Source organism: Pseudomonas sp. LjRoot277 (assembly GCF_964253845.1).
Lineage (GTDB): Bacteria > Pseudomonadota > Gammaproteobacteria > Pseudomonadales > Pseudomonadaceae > Aquipseudomonas.
In genome coordinates this window covers 3,923,888-3,945,880 of sequence record NZ_CAXURI020000001.1, presented here as the reverse complement: position 1 = coordinate 3,945,880, position 21,993 = coordinate 3,923,888, and the positions used below count along the sequence as shown (strand labels likewise).

Below are 21,993 nucleotides of genomic sequence, written 5' to 3'. Positions count from 1 at the left end.
ACGGGTCAATCAACCCGGCTAGGGCTCATCGATTGTTCACCCAACCGATACTGATTATTCCCACTGCGCTTCGCCTCATACATCGCCAGATCCGCAATATGAATCAACCGGTCCATGCTCGGCGCATGGTCCGGGAACACCGCGACCCCCAGGCTGGTGCCGATGTGGCGTTGATCATTACCGATGGTCACCGGTGGCGACAGTTCGACGAAGATTTTCTGGCAGATGCTGCGGGCTTCGTCTTGCAGGCTGTTGCCCTGGGGCAGGCCTTGAAGGATGACCACAAATTCGTCGCCACCGATCCGGGCGACGGTGTCGGTTGAACGCAGGATTTTCTTCAGGCGGGTGGCGGTGGTGATCAGTACCCGGTCGCCGGCGGCATGGCCGTAATGGTCGTTGATTGCCTTGAAACCGTTGAGGTCGACAAACACCAGCGCAACCCTCGTGGCGCTGATGCGCGCCTGTTCCAGCGCTTCCGACAGACGCTCCTCGAGCACCAGACGATTGGGCAGGCCGGTCAGCGGGTCGAAGTGGGCCAGGTGTTGCAGGTAGCTGGCGGAGGCTTTTTCCTCAGTGATATCGCGTACCACGCCCATCATCTTGATCGTTGCATCGTGGTCGTTCTTGACCACATTGCCGGTTTCCCGAAGCCAGCGGATCGTGCCGTCGGGCCAGATCACCCGGTATTCCTCGTCATGGTTGTCGCCGGTTTCCAGGCAGCGCAATTCCCCGGCCCGGACCCTGGCCCGATCGTCGGGGTGAACACATGAGCAAAACAGGGCGTAGGAGGGCGTTACTTCGTCGATCCTGAAGCCAAACATGCCGTAGATCGCGTCCGACCAGTAGAGCTTGTCGGTGTCGACATCCCAGTCCCACGTGCCGATGCGGGCGAAGTACTGGCTACGCTTGAAGCGTTCGGCATCGCCGTCCTGACGGATGTTTTGCCCGTCAGTCAGGCTGGTGATCAGCACGCGATACTCGGCCAGCTGCTTTTGCAGCGAGCGCTCGCGACAGATCAACGCGATGATCAGGGCTAGCATCATTGAGCCGATGGCAGCGCTGGTCCAATCCACATTCATTCAGGTTTCGCCATCGTGGCGTATCAGCCGTATCGGGAGAGATGCGCCTATGTTAGTTCACACGGCCTTCGATCATCAGCCTCTATTGCGAGGGGCGCCAAACTTATAGCAGTTCACCTTTGTCCCACAGATGCACCAATTCCCCAGGCGCCTGATCTTCAGGCACCTTCATCACCATCCGGTCGTCCTGTTCGCCGCAGCGGTAGCGCACTTCGATTTGATAGAAGCGCTGATCGCCCCGACCGGCGGAAGAACTCGTCATAAGCAGGCAACCCTCGAGCAACGAACAAATGCGGGTGCGTTGGTCGGCATTGCATTGGGCGAATTCGATCTCTCGAGGGCGGGTCAAGGTGTGGATCGCCGCTATGCCGCCCTGGCGGGAGACACAGACCACCGCGTTATCGTCCAGTGTTGGCAAGGTTTTCATTGTTCCTCCGGCGTCAGGTCGACGCCCACTTCAGACCAGCCGTGCCGCACCGCCTCGACTGCCTTCGCCCCAAAACCTTGCCGGGCATGCTCGACGGTCAGTTGCGCGAAGGCACTGAATGTCGCTTCGCTACTCAGGCGTTTGTCGCACAGCGCGTCGTACCAGATGCGGCCGGTTCTTTCCCAGGCAAAGCCGCCCAGCGCCATTGCGGCCAGATAAAACGCCCGATTAGGGATGCCCGAATTGATGTGCACCCCTCCATTGTCTTCCTGGGTGATGACGAACTTGCGCATGTGATCCGGTTGCGGGTCCTTGCCAAGCAACGGGTCGTCATAGGCCGTGCCCGGATGGGCCATCGAGCGTAAACCGATACCTTTGATGCGTGGTGCCAGCAGGTCCGCACCGATCAGCCAGTCAGCCTGTTCGGCGGTCTGGCCCAGTACATGTTGTTTGATCAGTACCCCGAAAACGTCCGATATCGATTCGTTCAATGCGCCGGACTGGCTGGCATAGACCAGACCGGCTTCGCTTTCGATAACGCCATGCGTCAACTCGTGACCGATCACATCCAGAGAGCGGGTGAAGCGCTCGAAGATTTCACCATCGCCGTCGCCGAACACCATTTGCGCGCCGTTCCAGAATGCGTTCTGGTAATCCAGGCCGTAATGCACGCTGCCGATCAGGGCAAAACCCTTGTTGTCGATGGAGTCCCGACCCAGCACCTTCCAGAAGAAATCATAGCTGGCACCCATTGCGTCGTAGGCCTCGTCGACCGCCGGATCGCCGGTTGCCGCCTGGCCTTCAAGCCGCACAGGCATCCCCGGCAGAAGCATTTTCCCTTGCGCGTCATGAATGCTGCGTTGCGTCAGGCCGGGGCGGCCGGGCAGCGGCAAGATCGCTTTGGCGGGTGGTCGCGATGGCGGGCCGGGATTGTGCCGCAGACGACGGACATGGATCAGTGTGGTCTGGGCGCTGGAGCGCTGACGGTCGGAACCGTGGGCGATGATTCGGTTGAGGATGTAGGGCGGGATGAAACTGTACAGCGGTGATGAGTCGGTCATCAGAGCATCCTTTCCTGAATACGAAGTCGTTATTCATGTGAGCCGGATGACGGTCTTTCGGTTCCGTGGATTGCCTTGCGCGCCGGTTTCTGCGAAAACCTCCGTCCGCGCCCCAATCACTGGGCGACAGTGAACGAGTAGGAATCATGAACGACGAGTTGCAAATCATTGACCTTGAGCCGGGCGACGGCAAAGCCGCCGTCAAAGGCGCGCTGATTACCACCCAATACCGCGGCTGGCTGGAAGACGGGACTGAATTTGATTCTTCCTACAGCCGGGGCAAACCTTTCCAGTGCGTGATTGGCACCGGTCGGGTGATCAAGGGTTGGGATCAGGGGATTATGGGCATGCAGGTCGGCGGCAAGCGCAAGCTCCTGGTGCCTGCGCATTTGGCCTATGGCGAGCGGACGATGGGTGCGATCACACCGAATTCGAACCTGATTTTCGAGATTGAATTGCTGGAAGTGCTGACGCGCGATGATTGATTTGTTGGGTGTGGGCTGAAATGGCGAACCCCGCCATCTCTGTTAGAAGAAATGGTGGGGTTTTTATGTGTTGGGAGGGTGATTTCTGGTTTTGATTTAGTGAGTCAGGTGAACATTTCAATATCGTCGAGCGTGTCAGCAACTGTGGCTTCTAGTGCAGGGAATTTTCCTTTCACGTAATCAAGGGCGGGCATCACGGCTTGTATTTCAAGCTCACCGAATCTGCGGGCTACATGGCCGAGTGCGGTGATTGCTGCCGCAGCCACCGACTGAGTGCCACTCTCGAGATGTTTCAGGCAAATGGTCTGAGCCCAGGCACTGTCTTGCTCATTTAGTCCGATGGAAATCAGCGCGGTGACAATGTTCTTTTCTAAGCCGCTATCAAAGAGACTGATTGCTTCGTCATGGCTAATCGACGGATCGTGGTAGATAAGACTCACTGTTTAGCTCCCAGGATGTTTCCCTTGGTGTCGGCTTTTTTTGCCTTGATCAATACATTTTTCATATCTTGATGGAGTTTATTCCATGCTCTGACATGTCCGTGGTAGTCGTCCCCTCCCGTATGATCAAAGACGACAAACTCGTTGGTTTTGGGATCAATACCAATCCTGCGTTCCGATGTAGGTTTTATCTGTACCGAATTATCCAAAGCTTCCTGGCCATTCTCGGGACCCTTACTTTTAACTGGTGTATCCGTCTTTCCATGGTACCTGGCAGCATCGAATCGCAGGGAAAAGACAATGTAAAGAGGCTTGATGCCGGAATCAGCCGGGAAAACAAGGATGAAGTCCTTGTACTCAGGCGGATAGATTGGGTTAACAATGATGCTGTCAGCCGCTGGTGTAGGCGGATAAACCCAGATTTGCGGAGCTTGTGGAGCTCCTTCTAGCGGCGGGATTCCCGAAGTGCTCGACGGATCTACGGCTGGTGTCCATATCAGCGTTACCCCGTTACCAAAGTCAGCCACTTGCTGAGAGCCTTGAGCTACGAACTGCACGACAGGAATCATTTCCCAGTCGCTGCGCTTTTGAGTGTTGTATCCGTATGCCTTCAAGGTGCCATTGGCCTGGTGTTCAATATGCAGGCGAACTCGGGTGCGACCTTCTTTGAGTGATTTGAGCTGTACTTCCGAATACAGGGAACTGTCCCCGAGCGTCGATGGCCAGAGCAACGCAACGACTCCCGCCAAAGCGCCAGCAACAACACCAGCCGTCACTACCCCCGCACCGCTTGCAGCCGCCCCGGAGCCAGCAGCTCCTACGCCACCCAAAATCAGTGTTCCAAATGAGCGAGGTAATGCGCTACCACTGATTTTTTTTAGAGGTATGTTTCCTGCTTCATCCCTTTCACGGCCACCTAAAAGCGAGAACTTTCCGTAGTCGGCCAATTTCTCGACCGGGACAAACCCGGTTGGATTGTCGTGGTTGATTACGCCGTCGGGGAGGTTGCAGCTTTTGGCGAATACGCAACCCATGGAGCTGGGCTGGTCATGTTGCTGAGGTTGCCTTATGAAACGGTCTTCATATGCCTGTTGTCGGGCCAACATGTCGTCATATTTTTTTTGTCTGGCGTCCCGCTCTGCCAGTTCGGTGGCGTTCATGTAGCGGCTGGTGACGTGATGCCCGTCGCCTGACGGTGGGTTTTGAATCCTGGGTATGCCTGTTTTGCTAGCCATGAGCGTCCTTGTTTCATCATTTGAAAACGATGCGGACGCTATATCAACGGACATTTGATAGATGTAGGACGGGTCTGAAACTCTATGAGTTAGTGGAAGGACTGACGCGCGACGATTAACCGCTAAGACTGAAAGGTCTCCCGGTAGGCATAAAGGCCCGGTGTTCCACCCGTCATCACGAACAGCACATTGTCCCCAGAACGGTAACGTCCTTGCCTGAGATCGGCCAACAGCCCAGCAAACGCTTTGCCGGAGTAGACCGGGTCGATCAACAGGCCTTCGGCGCGAGCCATCAGGCGCACTGCTTCCTGCATGGCCGGCGTTGGCAGACCGTAACCGTCGCCCAACTGACTGCCGTCAATGGCGATCTCTTCAGCCTGAACGACGGCGCTGCTGCCCAACAGCGCCAATGCGTCCTGGGTCAATTGCCGGGTTCTGGCCGCTGACGTGTCTCGATCGGACAAAACTGAATAGGATTTTACGATCGAGGTGCCTCGGCCCAGCAACTGGAAGCCGGCCGCGAGCCCGGCGTGGGTGCCGGCGCTGCCGTTGGGCACCACGACTTGATTGAAGGTGAGGCCGAGTTCCGTCTCCTGCTGCGCGATCTCCGCCGCGCAGCGCGCATAACCGAGACTGCCCAGCGGCGTTGAGCCACCGGTGGGAATCACCAGCACGTTGCGCCCCGAATCCCGAAGTTGCGTGGCCCGTGTTTCGGCCACGGCGAGTGAGTCGCTGCCCCCGGCAAGCACCTGTAGCTGTGCGCCAAACAACTGGTCGAGCAGAACGTTGCCGTTGAGTTCGTAATCCACATCGGTTTTGGGTACCGCGCGGATCAGGATCAGTTCGCAGGCAAGGCCCAGGCGCGCGCACACCGCGGCGGTCAGGCGTGCATGGTTGGACTGAGTGCCGCCCACGGTGATCACCGTGTCGACTCCGGCCGCCAGCGCTGCGCCGATATGGAATTCGAGTTTGCGCAGTTTGTTACCGCCACTGCCAATCAGCATATGATCGTCGCGCTTGAGAAACAGGCCGATTCCCTGCGACTTCAAGCCCAGCAGGTGTTCGAGGCGTTCGGCGCGCTGGATGGGCGTGGGGCCTTGCAGAAGGTCTGCCCGCGCAAAAGAACTCAGTGACGTGTCCAGTAGGGTTTGCATCAATGGAGCCTCGTTGTTCACTTTAATCAAGTGACTCTAGGGAGAAAGCCCTTCGTGATAAACGCATTGCCGGTTATTACTCCTTTAACCTGATGTACTTAATCAAGCGTTCTGTTTCCTCCCTTCACAAGGCATGGTCATGAGCAAACTCAGGCAAATGGAAGTTTTCGTCGCCGTGGTCGAGGCGGGCAGTTTCGCCGATGCGGCCAGTGACGTCGGGATGTCGGCAGTCATGGTTGGACGGCATATCCAGAGCCTGGAGAAAACCCTCAACACCCAGCTCATTCAACGCACCACCCGACGGCAATCCATCACCGGGGAAGGGCGGTTGTTTTATGAAGAGGCCAAGCGGGCACTGGAGCAGGTGAAGTACGCATTCAGCCGGGTGGAGGCGTCGAACCCGGAGCCCAGCGGCCTGTTGCGAATCACCGCGCCGATGACCCTCGGCGTGGCATTGGTCGGTCCTCTGGTGTCGGAGTTCATGCAGTGTTATCCGCAGATTCAGGTCGAGCTGATTTTGAGCAACGAAGTGGTGGACCTGTACGAGACGTCATTCGATCTGGCGTTCAGGATCTCCGAATTGATCGGCGTGAATCTGCTGGCCAAGCCATTGCCACCGTATCGAATGGTGATCTGCGCATCGCCCCGGTATCTGGAAAAATGGCAGGAACCCCAATCCCCCGAAGACCTGCACCGACACAGAATCCTCACCCACACGTCCTGGAATAACCGGTTTGCCTGGCCTTTGCAAAACGGCGCCAGCGAGGTTCCCTGGCCTGAAGGGGCGGTGTTGAAAAGCAATGACGGCCAAGTGTTGCTGCAGGCGGCCGTGGCCGGAGAGGGGATTTTGATGCAGCCTGATTTCCTGGTGTCGGCCGCGTTGGCTAAAGGTGAACTCGTGCGGATCCTCGACGCCTATGCTCCGCCGCCCAAGCCGGTACAAATGGTTTATCCACGCTCGCGCAAATCACTGCCCAAGTTGAAAGCCTTTATCGAATTTGTTGCGCAGCGACTGGCGTGACCGTTGCGGATGCGGATTTTTCAGCAGGGTTTCGATAGGCTACGGCGCATCAAAAACCAACGCCTTTGCGTGGGAGGGCGCGTGTCGCCAATCAACGAATATGCAGCTGCTGTTCAACTGCTGGACGAAGCTTACCGGCGCTGGACCGGCCAAAGCCTGCCATCCCCTGAGTCGCTGACCGGACCTGAGCGCTTGCACTGGTTGCACGCGCACGCGCCTTACAGTCTGCTAGCGCATGGTACCGAAGCCGATCCTTGCTTCTTCTATGCCAATGAACAGACGCTGGCCTGTTTCAAATACGATCGCTCGCAGTTCCTCGGCATGCCATCACGGTTCAGCGCTTCGCCACTGGACCGAGCCATGCGCCAGACGTTGCTGGAGCAGGTCACGGCCAACGGGATTGCTCATGGATACAGCGGTTATCGGGTGGATCGGGATGGCAATGCCTTCATGATTCACGAAGGCAAAGTCTGGACGCTGATCGATCAGCACGGTGAGCATCGAGGGCAGGCGGCACTGTTCTGGCCGGATGCGGAGCGTGTTGGTCGGGTTGATTAGTAGGAACGATCGGGCTTACGGCAAATCGCTAAACAGCGGAATACGCCCGTTCAGCGAAGGTCGGTAATGCCAGGTCAGGCGATCCAAAGCAGGCTTTAACGTCAGAATCTCCCTCAACGTGGCGCTGGCAATACTCAACGCCAACAACTGTCCCGGACATTGATGCCGCCCCGCACCAAAGGTGAAGCTGCGCCGGTCTGGACGATCAAGAAGAAAGACGTCGGGATGGTCATTGAGCAGCGGATCACGATTAGCCGAGGCCAGCAGCACCAGAATCATGTCGCCTGAATTGAGGCCTACCCCGTCGATTTCACAAGTCGCAGCGACAAAGCGGCGGGTGTTCTGCACCGATGGATCGAAGCGCTGAACTTCAGCGATCAAGTCGCCCACGGGTGTCGATTCGCTGTGCAGCGACGGGGTTCGAATCAACGCCAACAGCGCATTGCCGATCAGCCCTGCGGTGGCTTCATAGGTCTGGGAGAACAGGCCGATCAGGTTGGCGATCAACGTTTCGGAGTCGTCAGAGGTTGCCGCGAAGCGCTGGCGGATCCCGGCGAGCAGGGTGCTCTGATTGCTCGGGTCATCCAGCAGCTCAACGAAATAGCCGCTCAAGTGTTCCGCCGCAACGTGCGCTGCATCCCGTTGCGCCTGATCGCCAAGGGCCGACAGGCACGCGACGAAGTCTCCGGTCAGTTCGCTGATAGCCCGGCCCTGAGCCGGAGAGAACCCCAGCAATGCAGCCACCACGCACACCGGCCCGCGGAACATCGCCTTGTACAGCCCATCGGCGCCGGGAGTGATCAGGCGAGCGCGGACCAACGCGTTGACTTCATCTGCATCAATCAACGCCAACCCCGGTTGAATCGCCGACCTCGGGCAACGCTGCCGTTCGCCCTCATTCATCCGCATCAACTGACCAAAGACCTTGCCGGCCATCCCGCCAACAATCGCCTTGGGCACCGGTTCGTGGGATGGCCGGACATGGCAGTCAGGGTGCGCCAGCACAGCCGCAACGACTCGGGCGTTACTCGCAATCCACATTTTTAGTCCTTGATGAAAAAACAGCCCGCCGTCCGCGCGCAGTTGCGCGTAATAGGGATAAGGATCGGCATGAGTCGCAGCGATGATCGGGTCCATGGGTCGCAGCCTTGTTCGTGGTTGGAAAAGTGTTGCTACTATCTCCAGTCCGAAAGGGCCTTGATTCGTCCGGGAGCGAAATATGAACGTAGAACAGCACGACATCGGCGTCTCTCAGGTGGCTGCGGCGATCGCGGAACCGGCCCGGACGAAAATCCTCTGTTCGCTGATGGACGGCCACGCCCGCACCAGCACTGAGTTGGCGGCGATTGCCGAGGTCAGCGCCTCCACCGCCAGCGCGCACCTGGCCAAACTCAAGGATTTGGCGCTGGTGCGGCTGCACGTGCAGGGCCGACATCGCTATTACAGCCTGACGGACAAGCGCGTCGCCCAAGCGCTGGAAGCGTTGATGGTGATCGGCCAGAACGCCGCGCCGACTTTCAATCCGCGCACCCCGGATCGCCTGCAATTCGCCCGCACTTGCTACGACCACATGGCCGGCACGTTGGCGGTGCTGCTGCATGACCGGATGATCGAAGCGGGGTGGCTGCAGGAAACCGATGAACAGGTCTATCAACTGAGCGACAGCGGTGAGGCGTTGTTCGAAGGGTTGGGTATCGAGGTCAAGGACTTGAGCACGCTGCGTCGCCGCTTCGCCTGCCCATGCCTGGACTGGAGCATGCGCCGTCCGCATCTGGGCGGTTCGTTGGGGGCGGCGTTGTTGCAAACGGCGATCAAGCGCAAATGGGTGACTCAAGACCTGGACAGCCGCGCGCTGGCGTTGACGGCGATGGGGCGAAAGGAACTCAGCAGCCGGTTTGCCGTTGAACTGCCGGTTCAGATATCGACAACAAAACCCGCTTCCACCGAGACCAGACGCCGAGCGAACGCCAGTTCTGCGCCTTAGCGACTGGCCGAGGCCATCAGCACGCCGAAACCGGCGAAGGTCACGCCTGAGACTTTCGCCGCCAGCCAGGACCCCTTCGGGCTGGATAACCAGCCTTTGGCGGCATTGGCGAGCAAGGCATAGCTGCCATGCACCAGGATCACCAGTACGCCGTAGGAGGCGACCAGCTTGAAAAACTGGCTGGAGAAGTGCGCCGAGGTGTCAATGAATTGCGGGAACACCGCCAGAAAGAAAAACACCGCCTTAGGGTTCAAAAACTGGATCGAAGCCGCTTCAAGGAAGCGGTAGCCCGGGCTTGAGGGGCGCGTTTCAAGCAGCGTGTTGAAACCAGCCGAGCGCCAGCTTTTGTAACCCAGGTACAACAAATAGGCGGCCCCTGCGTATTTCAACGCGGTAAAGGCGTTGGCGGAGGTGCTGAGGATCAGGCCGACACTGGTGGCGCTGATGGCGGCGACGATAAACGCTCCGGATGCGATCCCCAGAATGCCCGGCACTGCCCCGGTCCAGCCGTGGCGCACCGCGTTGGACAGGGTCAGGAGCACGCCAGGCCCTGGACTCAAAATGGTCAGGGTGGCAAACAGTAGAAAGAGTCCGTAGCTGTTCATGTCTTGCTCCGTCAGGTGGCTCTGGCTGCGTGCGAGCAGATTGGCGTGGCGACGTGGGCGTGACAAACGCTTTAATTGCGGTGCATATGTGACTAAATTAGACACATGATGAATCTACTACCGCCGCTTAATGCTGTTCGCGCCTTCGCTGTTGCTGCTCGCCATCAGAGTTTCAGCCTGGCGGCCGAAGAGCTGCATGTCAGTCACAGTGCCGTCAGCCGGCATATCAAATTGCTTGAAGAGCACCTGGGTGTGCTGCTGTTCGAGCGGCGTATCCGTCAATCGGTGCTGACACCGGCCGGTCAGCGCTTTTATGAGCAGGTCAGTGCCGGGCTGGCGCAGATCGCCAACGCCGCGGCTGAACTCAAGCAGCACGCCTCGCTGCCGACCGTGAAGATCAATGTCCGTCCATCCTTTGCCATGCTTTGGCTAGCGCCCAGGCTGGTGGACTTCATTGCGCAGCACCCGGACATCAAGCCGCAGGTGATCACCCAAACCCAGGCTCCCGATCATGCACGCGACGGGTTCGACATCGTCATTCGCCGTGGTCGTGACGACTGGGCGCCGGCGATTGAGGCGCGAGCGCTTTTCGAAGACGAACTGTTGCTGGTCGCGGCACCCTCGCTGATCGAACGCCTGGCCCTTGAGGACCTCGCGTCCCTGAGCCGGCACACGTTACTGACCGCCAAGGCGCGTCGCGAAGATTGGCACAACTGGGCCCTGCATTTTGCTCAAGGCCAGCCAGGTACTCAGGTCACGCGGCAGTTTGATCACATGCACCTGGTGCTTGAGGCCGCCGTGGATGGACAGGGCGTTGCCTTGTGCCCGACCTCTTTGCTGGGCACCCACCTCTCGAGCGGTCGCCTGATTTGCCCGTTACCCGACTTGCGGATGCCGCTGCCGCGTTATTACTACGGTGTCGCGCCGGACGTGACCGTGCAGACACGGGTGTTTGTGGAGTGGTTGTTTGCTCGCATTGCTGAGGATGAGCTGCGTTGGCAAACACCTCGTGCTGTGACCGCTACGCCCTGAAATTCCAGACAATCTCCACCACCCGCACCGCCAACACCAGGTAGACCAGAAACAGAATGATCTGAAACGCCGTGTGATACGGCAACCTGGACAGCCGACGCAGGCCGTCGCTGACATTAAGCAGCATCAGCACCGCTGACAGCAGGATCAATCCCCAGCCGGCGAGGCTTGAGGTGAGAAACCCCATAAACAAGTACTGATCGCTGTGTAGCGCGTTGGTGCCCGCCGCGAACAGCAGGGCACACACCAGCAGGTTCTTGATGTTGTCGAACACTTGCGTGGTGAAGTCGGTGTCCAGCAAGGCCAAATACTTTCGCCAGAGTTTGCTCATGGTTGAGGTGGCACCTGTTAACGGCTATTGAACGTGGCAGTCTAGAGACGTTTTCCGCGATATGCGGACGAAAAAAAGCCCGGCCTTCAACGTGATGGCCGGGCTTTTGTGTTCAAACGGACAGTTGCGTCAAATCAAACTTTGACGATCCAGCCCGCTGGCGCTTCGATGTCGCCGGTCTGTACGCCCGTCAGCTCTTTATAGAGCTTCTGGGTGACCGGGCCGACGTCGGTTTCGCTATGGAATACGTGCAGTTTGTCGTTGTAGCTGATGCCGCCGATCGGGGTGATCACCGCAGCAGTACCGCAAGCACCGGCTTCCTTGAAGTCGGACAGCTTGTCGATGAACACGTCGCCTTCGACCACTTCCAGGCCCAGACGCGTTTTTGCCAGCTCGATCAACGACAGACGGGTGATGCCCGGCAGCACCGACGGCGAGTTCGGGGTCACGAACTTGTTGTCGTGGGTGATCCCGAAGAAGTTGGCCGAGCCGACTTCTTCGATTTTGGTGTGGGTCATCGGGTCCAGGTAGATGCAGTCGGCGAAGTGGGCTTTCTTGGCCTGGGAACCCGGCATCAGGCTGGCCGCGTAGTTACCACCGACCTTGGCTGCACCGGTGCCTTGTGGGGCGGCGCGGTCGTAGCTGGAGATCAGGAAGTTGTGCGGGGTCAGGCCGCCCTTGAAGTAGGCACCGACCGGGATGGCGAAGATCGAGAAGATGAACTCGGGGGCGGTACGCACGCCGATGTTGTCACCCACGCCGATCACGAACGGACGCAGGTACAGCGCGCCGCCGGTGCCGTAAGGCGGGATGAAGCGCTCGTTGGCGCGGACCACTTCCTTGCACGCTTCGACGAACTGCTCGGTGGACACGTGTGGCATCAGCAGGCGCGCGCAGCTGCGTTGCATGCGTGCGGCGTTCTGATCCGGGCGGAACAGATTGATCGAACCGTCCTTGCAACGATAGGCCTTCAAGCCCTCGAAGCATTGCTGGCCATAGTGAAGGGCAGTAGAGCCTTCGCTGATGTGCAGCACATTGTCTTCGGTCAGGGTGCCTTTGTCCCACTCGCCATTACGCCAGTGCGACAGATAGCGCTTGTCTGTCTTGATGTAGTCAAAACCCAACTTGTCCCAATTGATGCTTTCGTTACCCATGACACCCTCTATCACTTAACAACCGTCGAAACGGTTCAAGGCTTCTGACGTTTTTCTGGATGGGGACAACAATACTTCATTCCGGGCCCATTTCGCAGCCGGAATTCAATCTCTGCGACCATCGATGCACCCGATGTAGCAGCTGTCGAGCAACGCGAGGCAGCGTTCGGCGACGAAGTCGTCGCAAAACCGGCCATCGCGTTCTTTCATGTAGACCGCGTGGGGCGAATTACGACGGCTTCGCCGCCGGACGCTGCCTCGCGTTGCTCGACAGCTGCTACAGGGTTTTGTGTGCGTCTTTACAGGTGCAACGCGTGGCCGAGGGCACGCAAAGCCGCTTCCTGCACAGCTTCGCCCAAGGTCGGATGCGCGTGGATGGTGCCGGCAATGTCTTCCAGCCGCGCGCCCATTTCCAGGCTCTGACCGAACGCCGTCGACAATTCCGACACGCCCGCACCGACCGCCTGCCAGCCGACAATCACATGATTGTCACGCCGCGCCACGACCCGCACGAAGCCGCTTTTCGATTCCAAAGTCATCGCCCGACCATTGGCCGCAAACGGGAAGCTGGAAACGATGCAGTCCAGACCCGCAGCCTTGACGTCGTCCGGTGTCTTGCCGACCACCACCAGTTCCGGGTCGGTAAAGCACACGGCGGCGATGGCAGTCGGGTTGAATTCACGGGATTTACCGCTGATCAGTTCGGCAACCATCTCGCCCTGAGCCATGGCCCGGTGGGCCAGCATCGGTTCGCCGCTCAGGTCGCCGATGGCGTACACGTTGCGCATGCTGGTCTGGCAGCGGTTGTCGATCTTGATTGCCGAGCCGTTCATGTCCAGGTTCAAACCTTCGAGGTTCCAGCCTTGAGTGTTCGGTTTGCGGCCAACGGCCACCAGCACCTGGTCGGTTTCCAAGTTCAAGGTGTCGCCATTCGGGTCAAGCACTTGCAGTGTATTGTTAGTAGAATCAAAGCCTTGAACGCTGTGCTTCAAGTAAATATTCATGCCGAGTTTTTTCAGTTCGTCATGTACAGGCTGCGTCAGTTCGGCGTCGTAGGCCGGCAGGATGCGATCCTGAGCCTCGACCACGCTGACCTCGGCGCCGAGCTTGCGATAGGCAATCCCCAGCTCCAGACCGATGTAACCGCCACCGACCACGATCAGCCGTTTCGGCACGGAGGTCGGCGCCAGGGCTTCGGTGGAGGAGATGATCGGGCCGCCAATCGGCAGCATCGGCAGGTTCACGCTTTTCGAGCCGGTGGCCAGCACCAGGTGCTCGCACTGAATGCGCGTGTCGCCGACTTCTACGGTTTTACCATCGATAACTTTCGCAAGACCTTGAATAACCTGAATTTTGTTCTTTTTCAGTAGCGCCGAAACGCCCGTGGTCAGGCGGTCAACGATGCCGTCCTTCCATTCAACACTCTTGCTGATATCGAGCGTCGGCGCCGAGACGCTGATACCCAGCGCCGAATACTGGCTGTGATGCTGCGTCTGGTGAAACTGTTCGGCAACGTGGATCAACGCCTTGGACGGAATGCAGCCGATATTCAGGCAGGTACCGCCCAGTGATTCGCCTTCGACCAGAATGGTCGAGATGCCCAGCTGACCGGCACGAATCGCCGTCACATAACCGCCGGGGCCGCCGCCGATGATCAGCAGCGTGGTGTTTAAAGTCTGCATGCCTTACTCCACAAACAGGGTGGCGGGTTGTTCGAGCAAACCACGGATGGCCTGGATGAATTGCGCCGCGTCCATGCCATCGACCACGCGGTGATCGAAGGAGCTGGAGAGGTTCATCATCTTGCGAATCACGATCTGGCCTTTGACGACCATCGGGCGTTCGACGATTTTGTTGACGCCGACGATCGCCACTTCCGGCAGGTTCAGCACCGGGGTGCTGACGATGCCGCCCAAGGCGCCGAGGCTGGTCAGGGTGATGCTCGAGCCGGACAGCTCATCGCGGCTGGCCTTGCCATTGCGTGCAGCGGTGGCCAAGCGGGAGATTTCGGCCGCGCTGTCCCACAGGCTGCGGGTTTCGGCGTGACGGACCACCGGCACCATCAAACCGATGTCGGCTTGCGTGGCGACGCCGACATGCACCGCGCCGAGGCGGGTGATGACCTGGGCTTCGTCGTCGTAACGGGCGTTGATCTGCGGGAAGTCGCGCAGGGCGACGACCAGGGCGCGGACCAGGAACGGCAGCAAGGTCAGCTTGCCGCGGGTCGCGCCGTGTTTTTCGTTCAGATGAGCGCGCAGTTCTTCCACGGCAGTGACGTCGATTTCTTCGACGTAACTGAAGTGAGCGGCGCGCTGAGTGGCGTCCTGCATGCGCTGGGCAATCTTGCGGCGCATGCCGATGACCGGGATTTGTTCTTCGTCGTTACGCTGGGCGTAAGCGGCGGCTGCGGTGGATTGCGGCTGCTGACTCTGGGCCAGATAGGTGTCGAGGTCTTCGTGCAACACCCGACCGGCAGGGCCGGTGCCACGCACCAGACGCAACTGGATACCGAGGTCCAGCGCATGTTTGCGCACGGCCGGGGAGGCCAGTGGACGCTCATCAGCTTCGCGAGCGACCATTGGGCCGTGGCATACGGCAGCTCGCGGCGCTGCAGCAGCAACCGGTTTGCTTTCAACCGCGGCGGCAACTTTCGGCGCCGCAACCGGTGCTTCTTTAACGGGTGCAGGCTGAGCGGACTCTTTAACGTTGCCCGCGCCTTCGACTTCAATGCTGATCAGGATGCTGCCAACCGCCATGACTTCGCCGGGCACACCGCCCAGCGCAATCACTTTGCCGTTCACCGGCGAAGGGATGTCGACCATCGCCTTGTCGGTCATGACATCGGCGAGTACCTGATCTTCGACGACCATGTCGCCGACCTTGACGTGCCAAACCGACAATTCAACTTCTGCAATGCCTTCACCAATGTCCGGCATTTTAATAACGTGCGTGCCCATTCAGACCTCCATAACCCGATGCAAAGCCGCGCCCACTCGGGACGGACCAGGGAAATACGCCCACTCTTGTGCGTGCGGGTAGGGAGTGTCCCAACCGGTGACGCGCTCGATAGGCGCTTCCAGGTAGTGGAAGCAGTGCTCTTGCACCAGGGCGACCAGTTCGGCGCCGAAACCGCAGGTGCGGGTCGCTTCGTGAACGATCACGCAACGGCCGGTTTTCTTCACCGACTTGACGATGGTGTCCAGGTCCAGCGGCCACAGGCTGCGCAGGTCGATGACTTCAGCGTCGATGCCGGTTTCTTCTGCCGCGACTTGCGACACGTAAACGGTGGTGCCGTACGTCAGGATGGTCACGTCCTTGCCCGGACGGGTAATGGCGGCGACGTCCAGCGGCACGGTGTAGTAACCGTCCGGCACTTGTGCGGCCGGGTGTTTCGACCACGGGGTTACCGGACGTTCGTGGTGACCGTCGAACGGGCCGTTGTACAGGCGTTTTGGCTCGAGGAAGATCACCGGGTCATCGTTTTCGATGGAGGCGATCAGCAAGCCTTTGGCGTCGTAAGGGTTGGACGGCATCACCGTGCGCAAGCCGCAGACCTGGGTGAACATCGCCTCGATGCTCTGGCTGTGGGTCTGGCCGCCGTAGATGCCGCCGCCGCAAGGCATGCGCAGGGTCATCGGTGCGGTGAACTCGCCGGCCGAGCGGTAACGCAGGCGGGCGGCTTCGGAAATGATCTGGTCTGACGCCGGGTAGACATAATCGGCGAACTGGATCTCGGCCACCGGACGCAGGCCGTAGGCGCCCATGCCCACGGCGACACCGACGATGCCGCTTTCGGAAATTGGTGCGTCGAACACCCGGGAAGTGCCGTACTTGTTCTGCAGGCCTTCGGTGCAACGGAACACGCCGCCGAAGTAGCCGACGTCCTGGCCAAACACCACGACGTTGTCGTCACGCTCAAGCATCACATCCATGGCCGAGCGCAGGGCCTGGATCATGGTCATGGTGGTCGTGGTCATGGCGGTTTCCAACTCGATTTTGTTGTTGTGATCGTTCATGTCAGATCCCCAACTCTTGACGCTGGCGCTTCAAGTGCTCCGGCATCTCTTTATAGACGTCTTCGAACATGGTCGCGGCGCTTGGAATCTGGCCGCCGGCGAGGGTGCCGTACTGTTCGGCTTCTTTTTGCGCGGCGATCACTTCTGCTTCGAGTTCGGCGCTGACGGCGACGTGTTCCTCTTCGGACCACTGACCGATTTTCACCAGGTGCTGCTTCAGGCGCGCAATCGGGTCGCCCAGCGGGAAGTAACTCCAGTCGTCGGCAGGACGGTATTTGGATGGATCATCGGACGTCGAGTGCGGGCCGGCGCGGTAGGTGACCCATTCGATCATGGTCGGGCCGAGGTTGCGGCGCGCACGTTCGGCGGCCCAGGCAGAGGCGGCGTAGACCGCGACGAAATCGTTGCCATCGACCCGCAGGGAGGCAATGCCGCAACCGACGCCACGACCGGCAAACGTGGTCGCTTCACCCCCGGCAATCGCCTGGAACGTGGAGATCGCCCACTGGTTGTTGACCACGTTGAGGATCACTGGCGCACGGTAAACGTGGGCGAAGGTGAGGGCGGTGTGGAAGTCGGATTCAGCGGTAGCGCCGTCGCCGATCCAGGCCGAGGCGATTTTGGTGTCGCCCTTGATCGCCGACGCCATGCCCCAGCCCACACCCTGTACGAACTGAGTGGCAAGGTTGCCGGAAATGGTGAAGAAACCGAAGTCTTTGACCGAATACATGATCGGCAGCTGACGTCCCTTGAGCGGATCACGCTCGTTGGACAGCAGCTGGCAGATCAGGTCCACCAGCGGCACGTCTCGCGCCATCAGAATGCTTTGCTGGCGGTACGTCGGGAAGCACATGTCATCGACGTTCAGTGCCAGGGCCTGGCCGCTGCCGATGGCTTCTTCGCCAAGGCTCTGCATGTAGAACGACATTTTTTTCTGACGCTGGGCGACCACCATGCGGTTGTCATAGATCCGCGTCTTGAGCATGGCACGCATGCCTTTACGCAGGATCTCGACCGGAACGCCTTCGGCCCATGGACCGAGGGCATTGCCCTCGTCATCGAGCACACGAATCAGGCCCTTGGCCAGATCAGCGGTGTCGGCCGGTTCAACGTCGATTGGGGGTTTGCGCACCGTGCCGGCGTCGGTCAGACGCAGGTAGGAGAAGTCGGTTTTGCAGCCAGGACGGCCCGATGGTTCGGGAACGTGCAGTTGCAGCGGTTCGTACGCTTGGTTCATGGCTTCTACGCTCGATCTTGTGAATTTCTTGTAGTGAGCTGACCGTCATTCTTCGATGAAAGAAATCTTGTCCTACAACAATCATAGGCCGGCCCAAGAAGAATATTTCTCTCTGTTTCGTTGCGCTGGAGATCATTTGAGGATAAAAAATCTGCATAAACATAAAAAACAGGTGGTTTTGTCTCATGCGCAAACTGGACCGTACCGATATCGGCATTTTGAACAGCCTTCAGGAGAACGCGCGCATCACCAACGCCGACCTCGCACGCTCGGTCAACCTGTCGCCGACGCCGTGCTTCAACCGGGTCAAGGCGATGGAAGAATTGGGCCTGATTCGCGAGCAGGTGACCCTGCTGGATGCCGAGTTGCTGGGGCTACACGTCAACGTGTTCATTCACGTCAGCCTGGAAAAACAGGTGGAGGAGGCGTTGCAGCATTTCGAGGAGGCGATCTCGGATCGCCCGGAAGTGATGGAGTGCTATTTGATGGCCGGCGACCCGGACTATTTGATTCGCGTACTGGTGCCGACTATTCAGTCGCTGGAGCGCTTCATGATGGACTTCCTCACCAAAGTCCCCGGCGTTGCCAACATCCGTTCGAGCTTTGCACTCAAGCAGGTGCGCTATAAAACCGCGCTGCCATTGCCGGCCAACGGATTGACCCTCAACAACTAAACGCAAAACCCCTGTAGCAGCTGTCGAGCACCGCGAGGCTGCGTCTGCAGTCTGTCAGAAAGAACGCGGTTACAGGTACTACGACTGCTTCGTCCGAATGCGGCCCAAACCGAACGCAGCCTCGCGGTGCTCGACAGCTGCTACGAGGTGGAAGTCAGAGTTTATTCAGAGGGATTTTGAGGTAGGTCACGCCATTGCCTTCGGCCGGCGGCAAATTCCCCGCCCGCACATTCACCTGAATCGCCGGCAGCAACAGCGTCGGCATGCCCAACCCCGCATCGCGCCGGGTGCGCATGTCGACGAACGCGGCTTCGACAATCCCGTCATGAATGTGAATATTGCTTTTGCGCTGCTCGCCCACCGTGCTCATGCACTGAGGTTCGCGGCCCGCAGGCGGGTAATCGTGGCAGACATAGAGTCGAACGCTTGCAGGGAAAGCCAGCAGTTTACGGATCGAGGCGAACATCTGGTTGGCATTGCCGCCGGGAAAGTCGCAGCGCGCGGTGCCCACGTCCGGCATGAACAGTGTATCGCCCACCAGAATCACATCGCTGTCGATCAGATAAGCCATGTCCGCTGGCGTGTGGCCGGGAACATGCAGGGCCGTAGCCTTGAGGTTGCCGATCCTGAATGATTCGTCCGGCGCGAACAAATGGTCGAACTGTGAACCGTCACTGCGAAATTCCGGCTCAAGGTTGAACAGGGTCTTGAACACCCCCTGAACCTTGCTGATGGATTCGCCGATAGCAATCTTCCCACCCAGTTCCCGACGCAAATACGGTGCGGCGGACAGGTGATCGGCATGGGCATGGGTTTCCAGCAGCCATTGCACTTGCAATTGATGTTGGCGAACGAAGGCGATGATCTTGTCGGCCTGAGCGGTGCCGGTTCGCCCGGCGGCGGGGTCGTAGTCGAGCACCGGGTCGACGATGGCGCAGTGCCCGCCATCGTGCTCGTAGATGACGTAGCTGTAGGTCGACGAGGCAGGGTCTAAAAAAGCTTCAATCAAGGCGGGCATGGTGGCCGTTTCTTTCTGGACAAGTCATGAGGGTAGTTTCATTTTCCCTGCGCTGACCAGCCCGCATCAATTCAATTAATGAAAAAAGCTGCGCGGGCTCTATCCTGTCAGTCATCGATACCGGGCGCTCCCGGCTTTTTTGCAGATCACGAGTGTTTTATGTTGCTGGCGAGTTTCTTTGGCGTGGTGATGGGGTTGGTACTGGGTTTGACCGGCGCCGGTGGCGGCATTCTTGCGGTGCCGGCCTTGGTGTTGGGGCTGGGTTTGACCATGACCCAGGCTGCACCGGTCGCACTCTTTGCTGTGGGCAGTGCGGCGGCTGTCGGCGCCATTGACGGGTTGCGCCATGGTCTGGTGCGTTATCGCGCAGCCTTGCTGATCGCCCTGCTGGGGGCGGTTTTTTCGCCGGTCGGCATCTACTTCGCCCATCAGTTGCCGGAAAAAATCCTGATGATCCTGTTCAGCCTGCTGATGGTCATGGTGGCCTGGCGGATGCTGCGTCGTGAGCGACAGGAAGAGGGACCAAGCGACCACGGCCACGCCAACTGGGGCCAGAAGAACTGCATGCTCGATCAGCAGACCGGGCGCTTTTCCTGGACCGCCAAGTGCACCGCGACCCTCGCAGCGCTGGGCGCGGTGACCGGTGTGGTCTCCGGGCTGCTCGGGGTAGGCGGCGGCTTCCTGATCGTCCCGGCGTTCAAGCAGCTGACCGATGTGCAGATGCGCGGAATCGTCGCCACTTCCTTGATGGTCATCAGCCTGATTTCCGCCATCGGCGTGATCGGCGCGTTTCAGGCCGGGGTGCGAATCGACAGTCTGGGCGTGGCGTTTATCGTCGCAAGCATCGTCGGCATGATCATTGGCCGAAGACTTTGCGCGCGAGTACCGGCCCGGGGATTGCAGATCGGCTTCGCCAGCATCTGTGTCGTGGTCGCCGCTTACATGCTGTTTAGAGCGGGCGTCTAGCAAGTACCGGTTCCTGTGGAGGCCAGTCCGTTCCACAGGCGTACACCTTAAGTTCCGGGCCTCGTCGACGGACGGTCTTACACCGAACTTGTCGCGCATCACCTGCCACTCCAAAGCACTTCAAAACCGCCTCCAAGGCAGCGTATGACGCCGCCGGTCAGCTTTCGATAATCGCCTCCGACATTCAGTCCCCCGCTGCGGAGCGCGTCATGCACAACAATAAGAACATCAAGCATCGTTTCTTGCCGGCCTTCATCGCCAGCCTGTCGACCCTCGGTTTGAGCTCGATGGCCGAAGCCGAGATCGTGCTGTACGACAAGGACCAGACCACGTTTTCCACCGATGGCTACATCAACGCCTTCTATGTGAACAGCGATGTGGACCGTGCCGGCGACCAGTTCGACCGGAAACAGGCGCGGGTCAAAATGGGCTTTCTGCCCAACTACCTGGGCTTCAACATGAGCAAGCAGGTCGATGACCTCAAGCTCGGCGCCCGGTCCTCCTTCTGGGTGACCATCAACGACAGCGAAACCAATGGCACCGACACCGCCATCGACGTGCGGCAGTTCTACGGCACGGTGGCGAACCCGGAGTGGGGCGAAGTGCTGATTGGCAAGGACTTCGGCCTGTTTGCCCGTTCCAACATCCTGCTGGATGAAATGCTCGCCGGTTACGGACAGGTCAGCGATACCCTAGGGCTGGTGGACGGTGGCGGGGTGTCGTTCGGCAACATCGGCACGGGTTATCCGTACCCGTTCCCGACGTCGCAGATTACCTACCGCACGCCGGTTATGGAGGGTTTGCGGGTGGCCGTGGGGATCATGGACCCGGTGGACACCAACGACAGCAGCCCGACAGGCAAGGCTTACCAAGAAAACCCGCGTACCGAAAGCGAGATCACCTATCAGTTCGACCTCGCCGGGGCGAAGATCTACAGCTGGGTCAACGGCAGCTACCAGACGTCTGACAATACCGATTCCACCGTCGAGTCCGTCACCTCCAAAGGCGTCGGCTATGGCGTGCAGGCGAAAATGGGCGGCTTGTCCCTCACCGGTTCCGGCTTCCAGGCCAAAGGCATCAACCCGTTCTTCACCAACAACGCCGGCGAACCGACCCTGCGCAACGTCGACAGTGACGGTTACCTGCTGCAGGGCTCCTACAAACTGGGCAAGAACCGGTTGGCTTTGTCTTACGGCAAGACCAACGACGACGGCAATGGCGTGGTTGGCAGCGGCGCGGACTACGAAACGCGGGGCATCGCGCTGTTCCATGACGTCAACGACAACCTCAAGCTGGTAGCCGAGTACAACCAGTTCGCAATCAACGGCCACGACACCAGCGACCAGAACGAAGACACCGACACCTTTGCGGTGGGGGCGGTGCTGACCTGGTAACCCTGTAGCGACGCAGATCCCTGTGGTGAGGGGACTTGTCCCCGTTGGGTCGCGAAGCGGCCCCCTTCGGTTGCGCATCAACCGCAGGGGCCTGCTGCGCAGTCCAACGGGGACAAGTCCCC

General features: G+C 59.3%; 23 protein-coding genes. 8 read left to right on the top strand and 15 right to left on the bottom strand.

What is annotated here, in order from left to right; genetic code table 11:
- Positions 1-5 precede the first annotated feature (5 nt).
- From ACSQ87_RS18520 to ACSQ87_RS18510, 3 genes are all read right to left on the bottom strand, one after another.
- Complete coding sequence (locus tag ACSQ87_RS18520) at positions 6-1,079, bottom strand: diguanylate cyclase domain-containing protein (protein ID WP_436274031.1); 1,074 nt, start codon at positions 1,077-1,079, stop codon at positions 6-8.
- 103 nt (positions 1,080-1,182) lie between these two features.
- A complete protein-coding gene (locus tag ACSQ87_RS18515; RefSeq protein WP_436274030.1) occupies positions 1,183-1,506 on the bottom strand; it encodes a protealysin inhibitor emfourin in 324 nt (107 codons plus the stop codon).
- Positions 1,503-2,567: a M4 family metallopeptidase gene (locus tag ACSQ87_RS18510; protein ID WP_436274029.1), complete on the bottom strand. Its 1,065-nt coding sequence runs from the start codon at positions 2,565-2,567 to the stop codon at positions 1,503-1,505. Before ACSQ87_RS18510 ends, ACSQ87_RS18515 begins: the two co-directional genes overlap by 4 nt.
- Before the next feature lie 146 nt (positions 2,568-2,713).
- On the opposite strand from ACSQ87_RS18510, the gene ACSQ87_RS18505 reads away from it, so the two are divergent.
- Complete coding sequence (locus ACSQ87_RS18505) at positions 2,714-3,052, top strand: FKBP-type peptidyl-prolyl cis-trans isomerase (protein WP_347805141.1); 339 nt, start codon at positions 2,714-2,716, stop codon at positions 3,050-3,052.
- Between the two features lie 104 nt (positions 3,053-3,156).
- Here ACSQ87_RS18505 and ACSQ87_RS18500 read toward each other — a convergent pair whose 3' ends face one another.
- From ACSQ87_RS18500 to ACSQ87_RS18490, 3 genes are all read right to left on the bottom strand, one after another.
- On the bottom strand, positions 3,157-3,492 hold the full coding sequence (locus ACSQ87_RS18500) for a hypothetical protein (RefSeq protein WP_223430913.1): 336 nt from the start codon (positions 3,490-3,492) through the stop codon (positions 3,157-3,159).
- Positions 3,489-4,727, bottom strand: a complete 1,239-nt coding sequence (locus ACSQ87_RS18495; protein WP_223430912.1) for an S-type pyocin domain-containing protein — start codon at positions 4,725-4,727, stop codon at positions 3,489-3,491. The genes ACSQ87_RS18500 and ACSQ87_RS18495 overlap by 4 nt, the downstream gene beginning before the upstream one ends.
- Positions 4,728-4,849: 122 nt before the next feature.
- Positions 4,850-5,881, bottom strand: a complete 1,032-nt coding sequence (locus ACSQ87_RS18490) for a D-cysteine desulfhydrase family protein (protein WP_436274028.1) — start codon at positions 5,879-5,881, stop codon at positions 4,850-4,852.
- A gap of 139 nt (positions 5,882-6,020) precedes the next feature.
- Between ACSQ87_RS18490 and ACSQ87_RS18485 the strand changes: the two genes are divergently transcribed.
- A complete protein-coding gene (locus ACSQ87_RS18485) occupies positions 6,021-6,902 on the top strand; it encodes a LysR substrate-binding domain-containing protein (protein WP_223430910.1) in 882 nt (293 codons plus the stop codon).
- Positions 6,903-6,983: 81 nt separating this feature from the next.
- On the top strand, positions 6,984-7,460 hold the full coding sequence (locus tag ACSQ87_RS18480; RefSeq protein ID WP_223430909.1) for an MEKHLA domain-containing protein: 477 nt from the start codon (positions 6,984-6,986) through the stop codon (positions 7,458-7,460).
- A 15-nt stretch (positions 7,461-7,475) separates the two neighbouring features.
- On the opposite strand, the gene ACSQ87_RS18475 is transcribed toward ACSQ87_RS18480, so the two are convergent.
- Positions 7,476-8,597: a cytochrome P450 gene (locus tag ACSQ87_RS18475; protein ID WP_436274027.1), complete on the bottom strand. Its 1,122-nt coding sequence runs from the start codon at positions 8,595-8,597 to the stop codon at positions 7,476-7,478.
- Positions 8,598-8,679: 82 nt separating this feature from the next.
- On the opposite strand from ACSQ87_RS18475, the gene ACSQ87_RS18470 reads away from it, so the two are divergent.
- Positions 8,680-9,444, top strand: a complete 765-nt coding sequence (locus tag ACSQ87_RS18470) for an ArsR/SmtB family transcription factor (RefSeq protein WP_436274026.1) — start codon at positions 8,680-8,682, stop codon at positions 9,442-9,444.
- Here the strand turns inward: ACSQ87_RS18470 and ACSQ87_RS18465 are convergent.
- Entirely contained in the window at positions 9,441-10,049 is a 609-nt protein-coding gene (locus ACSQ87_RS18465; protein WP_436274025.1) for a LysE family translocator, read from the bottom strand. The two genes, ACSQ87_RS18470 and ACSQ87_RS18465, sit on opposite strands and share 4 nt — an antisense overlap.
- Positions 10,050-10,154: 105 nt before the next feature.
- Between ACSQ87_RS18465 and ACSQ87_RS18460 the strand changes: the two genes are divergently transcribed.
- Positions 10,155-11,081, top strand: coding sequence for a LysR substrate-binding domain-containing protein (locus ACSQ87_RS18460; RefSeq protein WP_436274024.1), 927 nt, complete (start codon positions 10,155-10,157; stop codon positions 11,079-11,081).
- Here the strand turns inward: ACSQ87_RS18460 and ACSQ87_RS18455 are convergent.
- From ACSQ87_RS18455 to ACSQ87_RS18430, 6 genes are all read right to left on the bottom strand, one after another.
- Positions 11,071-11,412: a hypothetical protein gene (locus ACSQ87_RS18455; protein WP_150657482.1), complete on the bottom strand. Its 342-nt coding sequence runs from the start codon at positions 11,410-11,412 to the stop codon at positions 11,071-11,073. The two genes, ACSQ87_RS18460 and ACSQ87_RS18455, sit on opposite strands and share 11 nt — an antisense overlap.
- A gap of 134 nt (positions 11,413-11,546) precedes the next feature.
- Positions 11,547-12,566 (bottom strand): branched-chain amino acid aminotransferase, encoded by a 1,020-nt coding sequence (locus ACSQ87_RS18450; protein WP_223430904.1) that lies wholly within the window; start codon positions 12,564-12,566, stop codon positions 11,547-11,549.
- A 299-nt stretch (positions 12,567-12,865) separates the two neighbouring features.
- On the bottom strand, positions 12,866-14,248 hold the full coding sequence (gene lpdA, locus ACSQ87_RS18445; protein ID WP_436274023.1) for a dihydrolipoyl dehydrogenase: 1,383 nt from the start codon (positions 14,246-14,248) through the stop codon (positions 12,866-12,868).
- 3 nt (positions 14,249-14,251) lie between these two features.
- Entirely contained in the window at positions 14,252-15,523 is a 1,272-nt protein-coding gene (locus ACSQ87_RS18440; RefSeq protein WP_436274022.1) for a dihydrolipoamide acetyltransferase family protein, read from the bottom strand.
- Positions 15,524-16,582 carry an alpha-ketoacid dehydrogenase subunit beta gene (locus ACSQ87_RS18435; RefSeq protein ID WP_033054499.1) on the bottom strand — a complete coding sequence of 353 codons (1,059 nt, stop codon included), beginning with the start codon at positions 16,580-16,582 and terminating at the stop codon, positions 15,524-15,526.
- A 1-nt stretch (position 16,583) separates the two neighbouring features.
- Positions 16,584-17,819 carry a 3-methyl-2-oxobutanoate dehydrogenase (2-methylpropanoyl-transferring) subunit alpha gene (locus ACSQ87_RS18430; RefSeq protein ID WP_223430901.1) on the bottom strand — a complete coding sequence of 412 codons (1,236 nt, stop codon included), beginning with the start codon at positions 17,817-17,819 and terminating at the stop codon, positions 16,584-16,586.
- 185 nt (positions 17,820-18,004) lie between these two features.
- Between ACSQ87_RS18430 and bkdR the strand changes: the two genes are divergently transcribed.
- Positions 18,005-18,493: a Bkd operon transcriptional regulator BkdR gene (bkdR, locus tag ACSQ87_RS18425; protein WP_033054503.1), complete on the top strand. Its 489-nt coding sequence runs from the start codon at positions 18,005-18,007 to the stop codon at positions 18,491-18,493.
- 154 nt (positions 18,494-18,647) lie between these two features.
- On the opposite strand, the gene ACSQ87_RS18420 is transcribed toward bkdR, so the two are convergent.
- Positions 18,648-19,511, bottom strand: coding sequence for an MBL fold metallo-hydrolase (locus tag ACSQ87_RS18420; protein ID WP_436274021.1), 864 nt, complete (start codon positions 19,509-19,511; stop codon positions 18,648-18,650).
- Between the two features lie 159 nt (positions 19,512-19,670).
- Here ACSQ87_RS18420 and ACSQ87_RS18415 point away from each other — a divergent pair, with 159 nt between their 5' ends.
- Both ACSQ87_RS18415 and ACSQ87_RS18410 read left to right on the top strand, forming a co-directional pair.
- Entirely contained in the window at positions 19,671-20,477 is an 807-nt protein-coding gene (locus tag ACSQ87_RS18415) for a sulfite exporter TauE/SafE family protein (RefSeq protein ID WP_436274020.1), read from the top strand.
- 209 nt (positions 20,478-20,686) lie between these two features.
- Entirely contained in the window at positions 20,687-21,871 is a 1,185-nt protein-coding gene (locus tag ACSQ87_RS18410; RefSeq protein ID WP_436274019.1) for a porin, read from the top strand.
- Positions 21,872-21,993 lie beyond the last annotated feature (122 nt).

Excerpts from the sequence above, each read along its gene's own strand:
- ACSQ87_RS18520 (WP_436274031.1), bottom strand. The coding sequence starts at position 1,079 with ATGAATGTGGATTGGACCAGCGCTGCCATCGGCTCAATGATGCTAGCC.
- ACSQ87_RS18515 (WP_436274030.1), bottom strand. The coding sequence starts at position 1,506 with ATGAAAACCTTGCCAACACTGGACGATAACGCGGTGGTCTGTGTCTCC.
- ACSQ87_RS18510 (WP_436274029.1), bottom strand. The coding sequence starts at position 2,567 with ATGACCGACTCATCACCGCTGTACAGTTTCATCCCGCCCTACATCCTC.
- ACSQ87_RS18505 (WP_347805141.1), top strand. The coding sequence starts at position 2,714 with ATGAACGACGAGTTGCAAATCATTGACCTTGAGCCGGGCGACGGCAAA.
- ACSQ87_RS18495 (WP_223430912.1), bottom strand. The coding sequence starts at position 4,727 with ATGGCTAGCAAAACAGGCATACCCAGGATTCAAAACCCACCGTCAGGC.
- ACSQ87_RS18490 (WP_436274028.1), bottom strand. The coding sequence starts at position 5,881 with ATGCAAACCCTACTGGACACGTCACTGAGTTCTTTTGCGCGGGCAGAC.
- ACSQ87_RS18485 (WP_223430910.1), top strand. The coding sequence starts at position 6,021 with ATGAGCAAACTCAGGCAAATGGAAGTTTTCGTCGCCGTGGTCGAGGCG.
- ACSQ87_RS18475 (WP_436274027.1), bottom strand. The coding sequence starts at position 8,597 with ATGGACCCGATCATCGCTGCGACTCATGCCGATCCTTATCCCTATTAC.
- ACSQ87_RS18470 (WP_436274026.1), top strand. The coding sequence starts at position 8,680 with ATGAACGTAGAACAGCACGACATCGGCGTCTCTCAGGTGGCTGCGGCG.
- ACSQ87_RS18465 (WP_436274025.1), bottom strand. The coding sequence starts at position 10,049 with ATGAACAGCTACGGACTCTTTCTACTGTTTGCCACCCTGACCATTTTG.
- ACSQ87_RS18460 (WP_436274024.1), top strand. The coding sequence starts at position 10,155 with ATGATGAATCTACTACCGCCGCTTAATGCTGTTCGCGCCTTCGCTGTT.
- ACSQ87_RS18455 (WP_150657482.1), bottom strand. The coding sequence starts at position 11,412 with ATGAGCAAACTCTGGCGAAAGTATTTGGCCTTGCTGGACACCGACTTC.
- ACSQ87_RS18450 (WP_223430904.1), bottom strand. The coding sequence starts at position 12,566 with ATGGGTAACGAAAGCATCAATTGGGACAAGTTGGGTTTTGACTACATC.
- lpdA (WP_436274023.1), bottom strand. The coding sequence starts at position 14,248 with ATGCAGACTTTAAACACCACGCTGCTGATCATCGGCGGCGGCCCCGGC.
- ACSQ87_RS18440 (WP_436274022.1), bottom strand. The coding sequence starts at position 15,523 with ATGGGCACGCACGTTATTAAAATGCCGGACATTGGTGAAGGCATTGCA.
- ACSQ87_RS18435 (WP_033054499.1), bottom strand. The coding sequence starts at position 16,582 with ATGAACGATCACAACAACAAAATCGAGTTGGAAACCGCCATGACCACG.
- ACSQ87_RS18430 (WP_223430901.1), bottom strand. The coding sequence starts at position 17,819 with ATGAACCAAGCGTACGAACCGCTGCAACTGCACGTTCCCGAACCATCG.
- bkdR (WP_033054503.1), top strand. The coding sequence starts at position 18,005 with ATGCGCAAACTGGACCGTACCGATATCGGCATTTTGAACAGCCTTCAG.
- ACSQ87_RS18420 (WP_436274021.1), bottom strand. The coding sequence starts at position 19,511 with ATGCCCGCCTTGATTGAAGCTTTTTTAGACCCTGCCTCGTCGACCTAC.
- ACSQ87_RS18415 (WP_436274020.1), top strand. The coding sequence starts at position 19,671 with ATGTTGCTGGCGAGTTTCTTTGGCGTGGTGATGGGGTTGGTACTGGGT.
- ACSQ87_RS18410 (WP_436274019.1), top strand. The coding sequence starts at position 20,687 with ATGCACAACAATAAGAACATCAAGCATCGTTTCTTGCCGGCCTTCATC.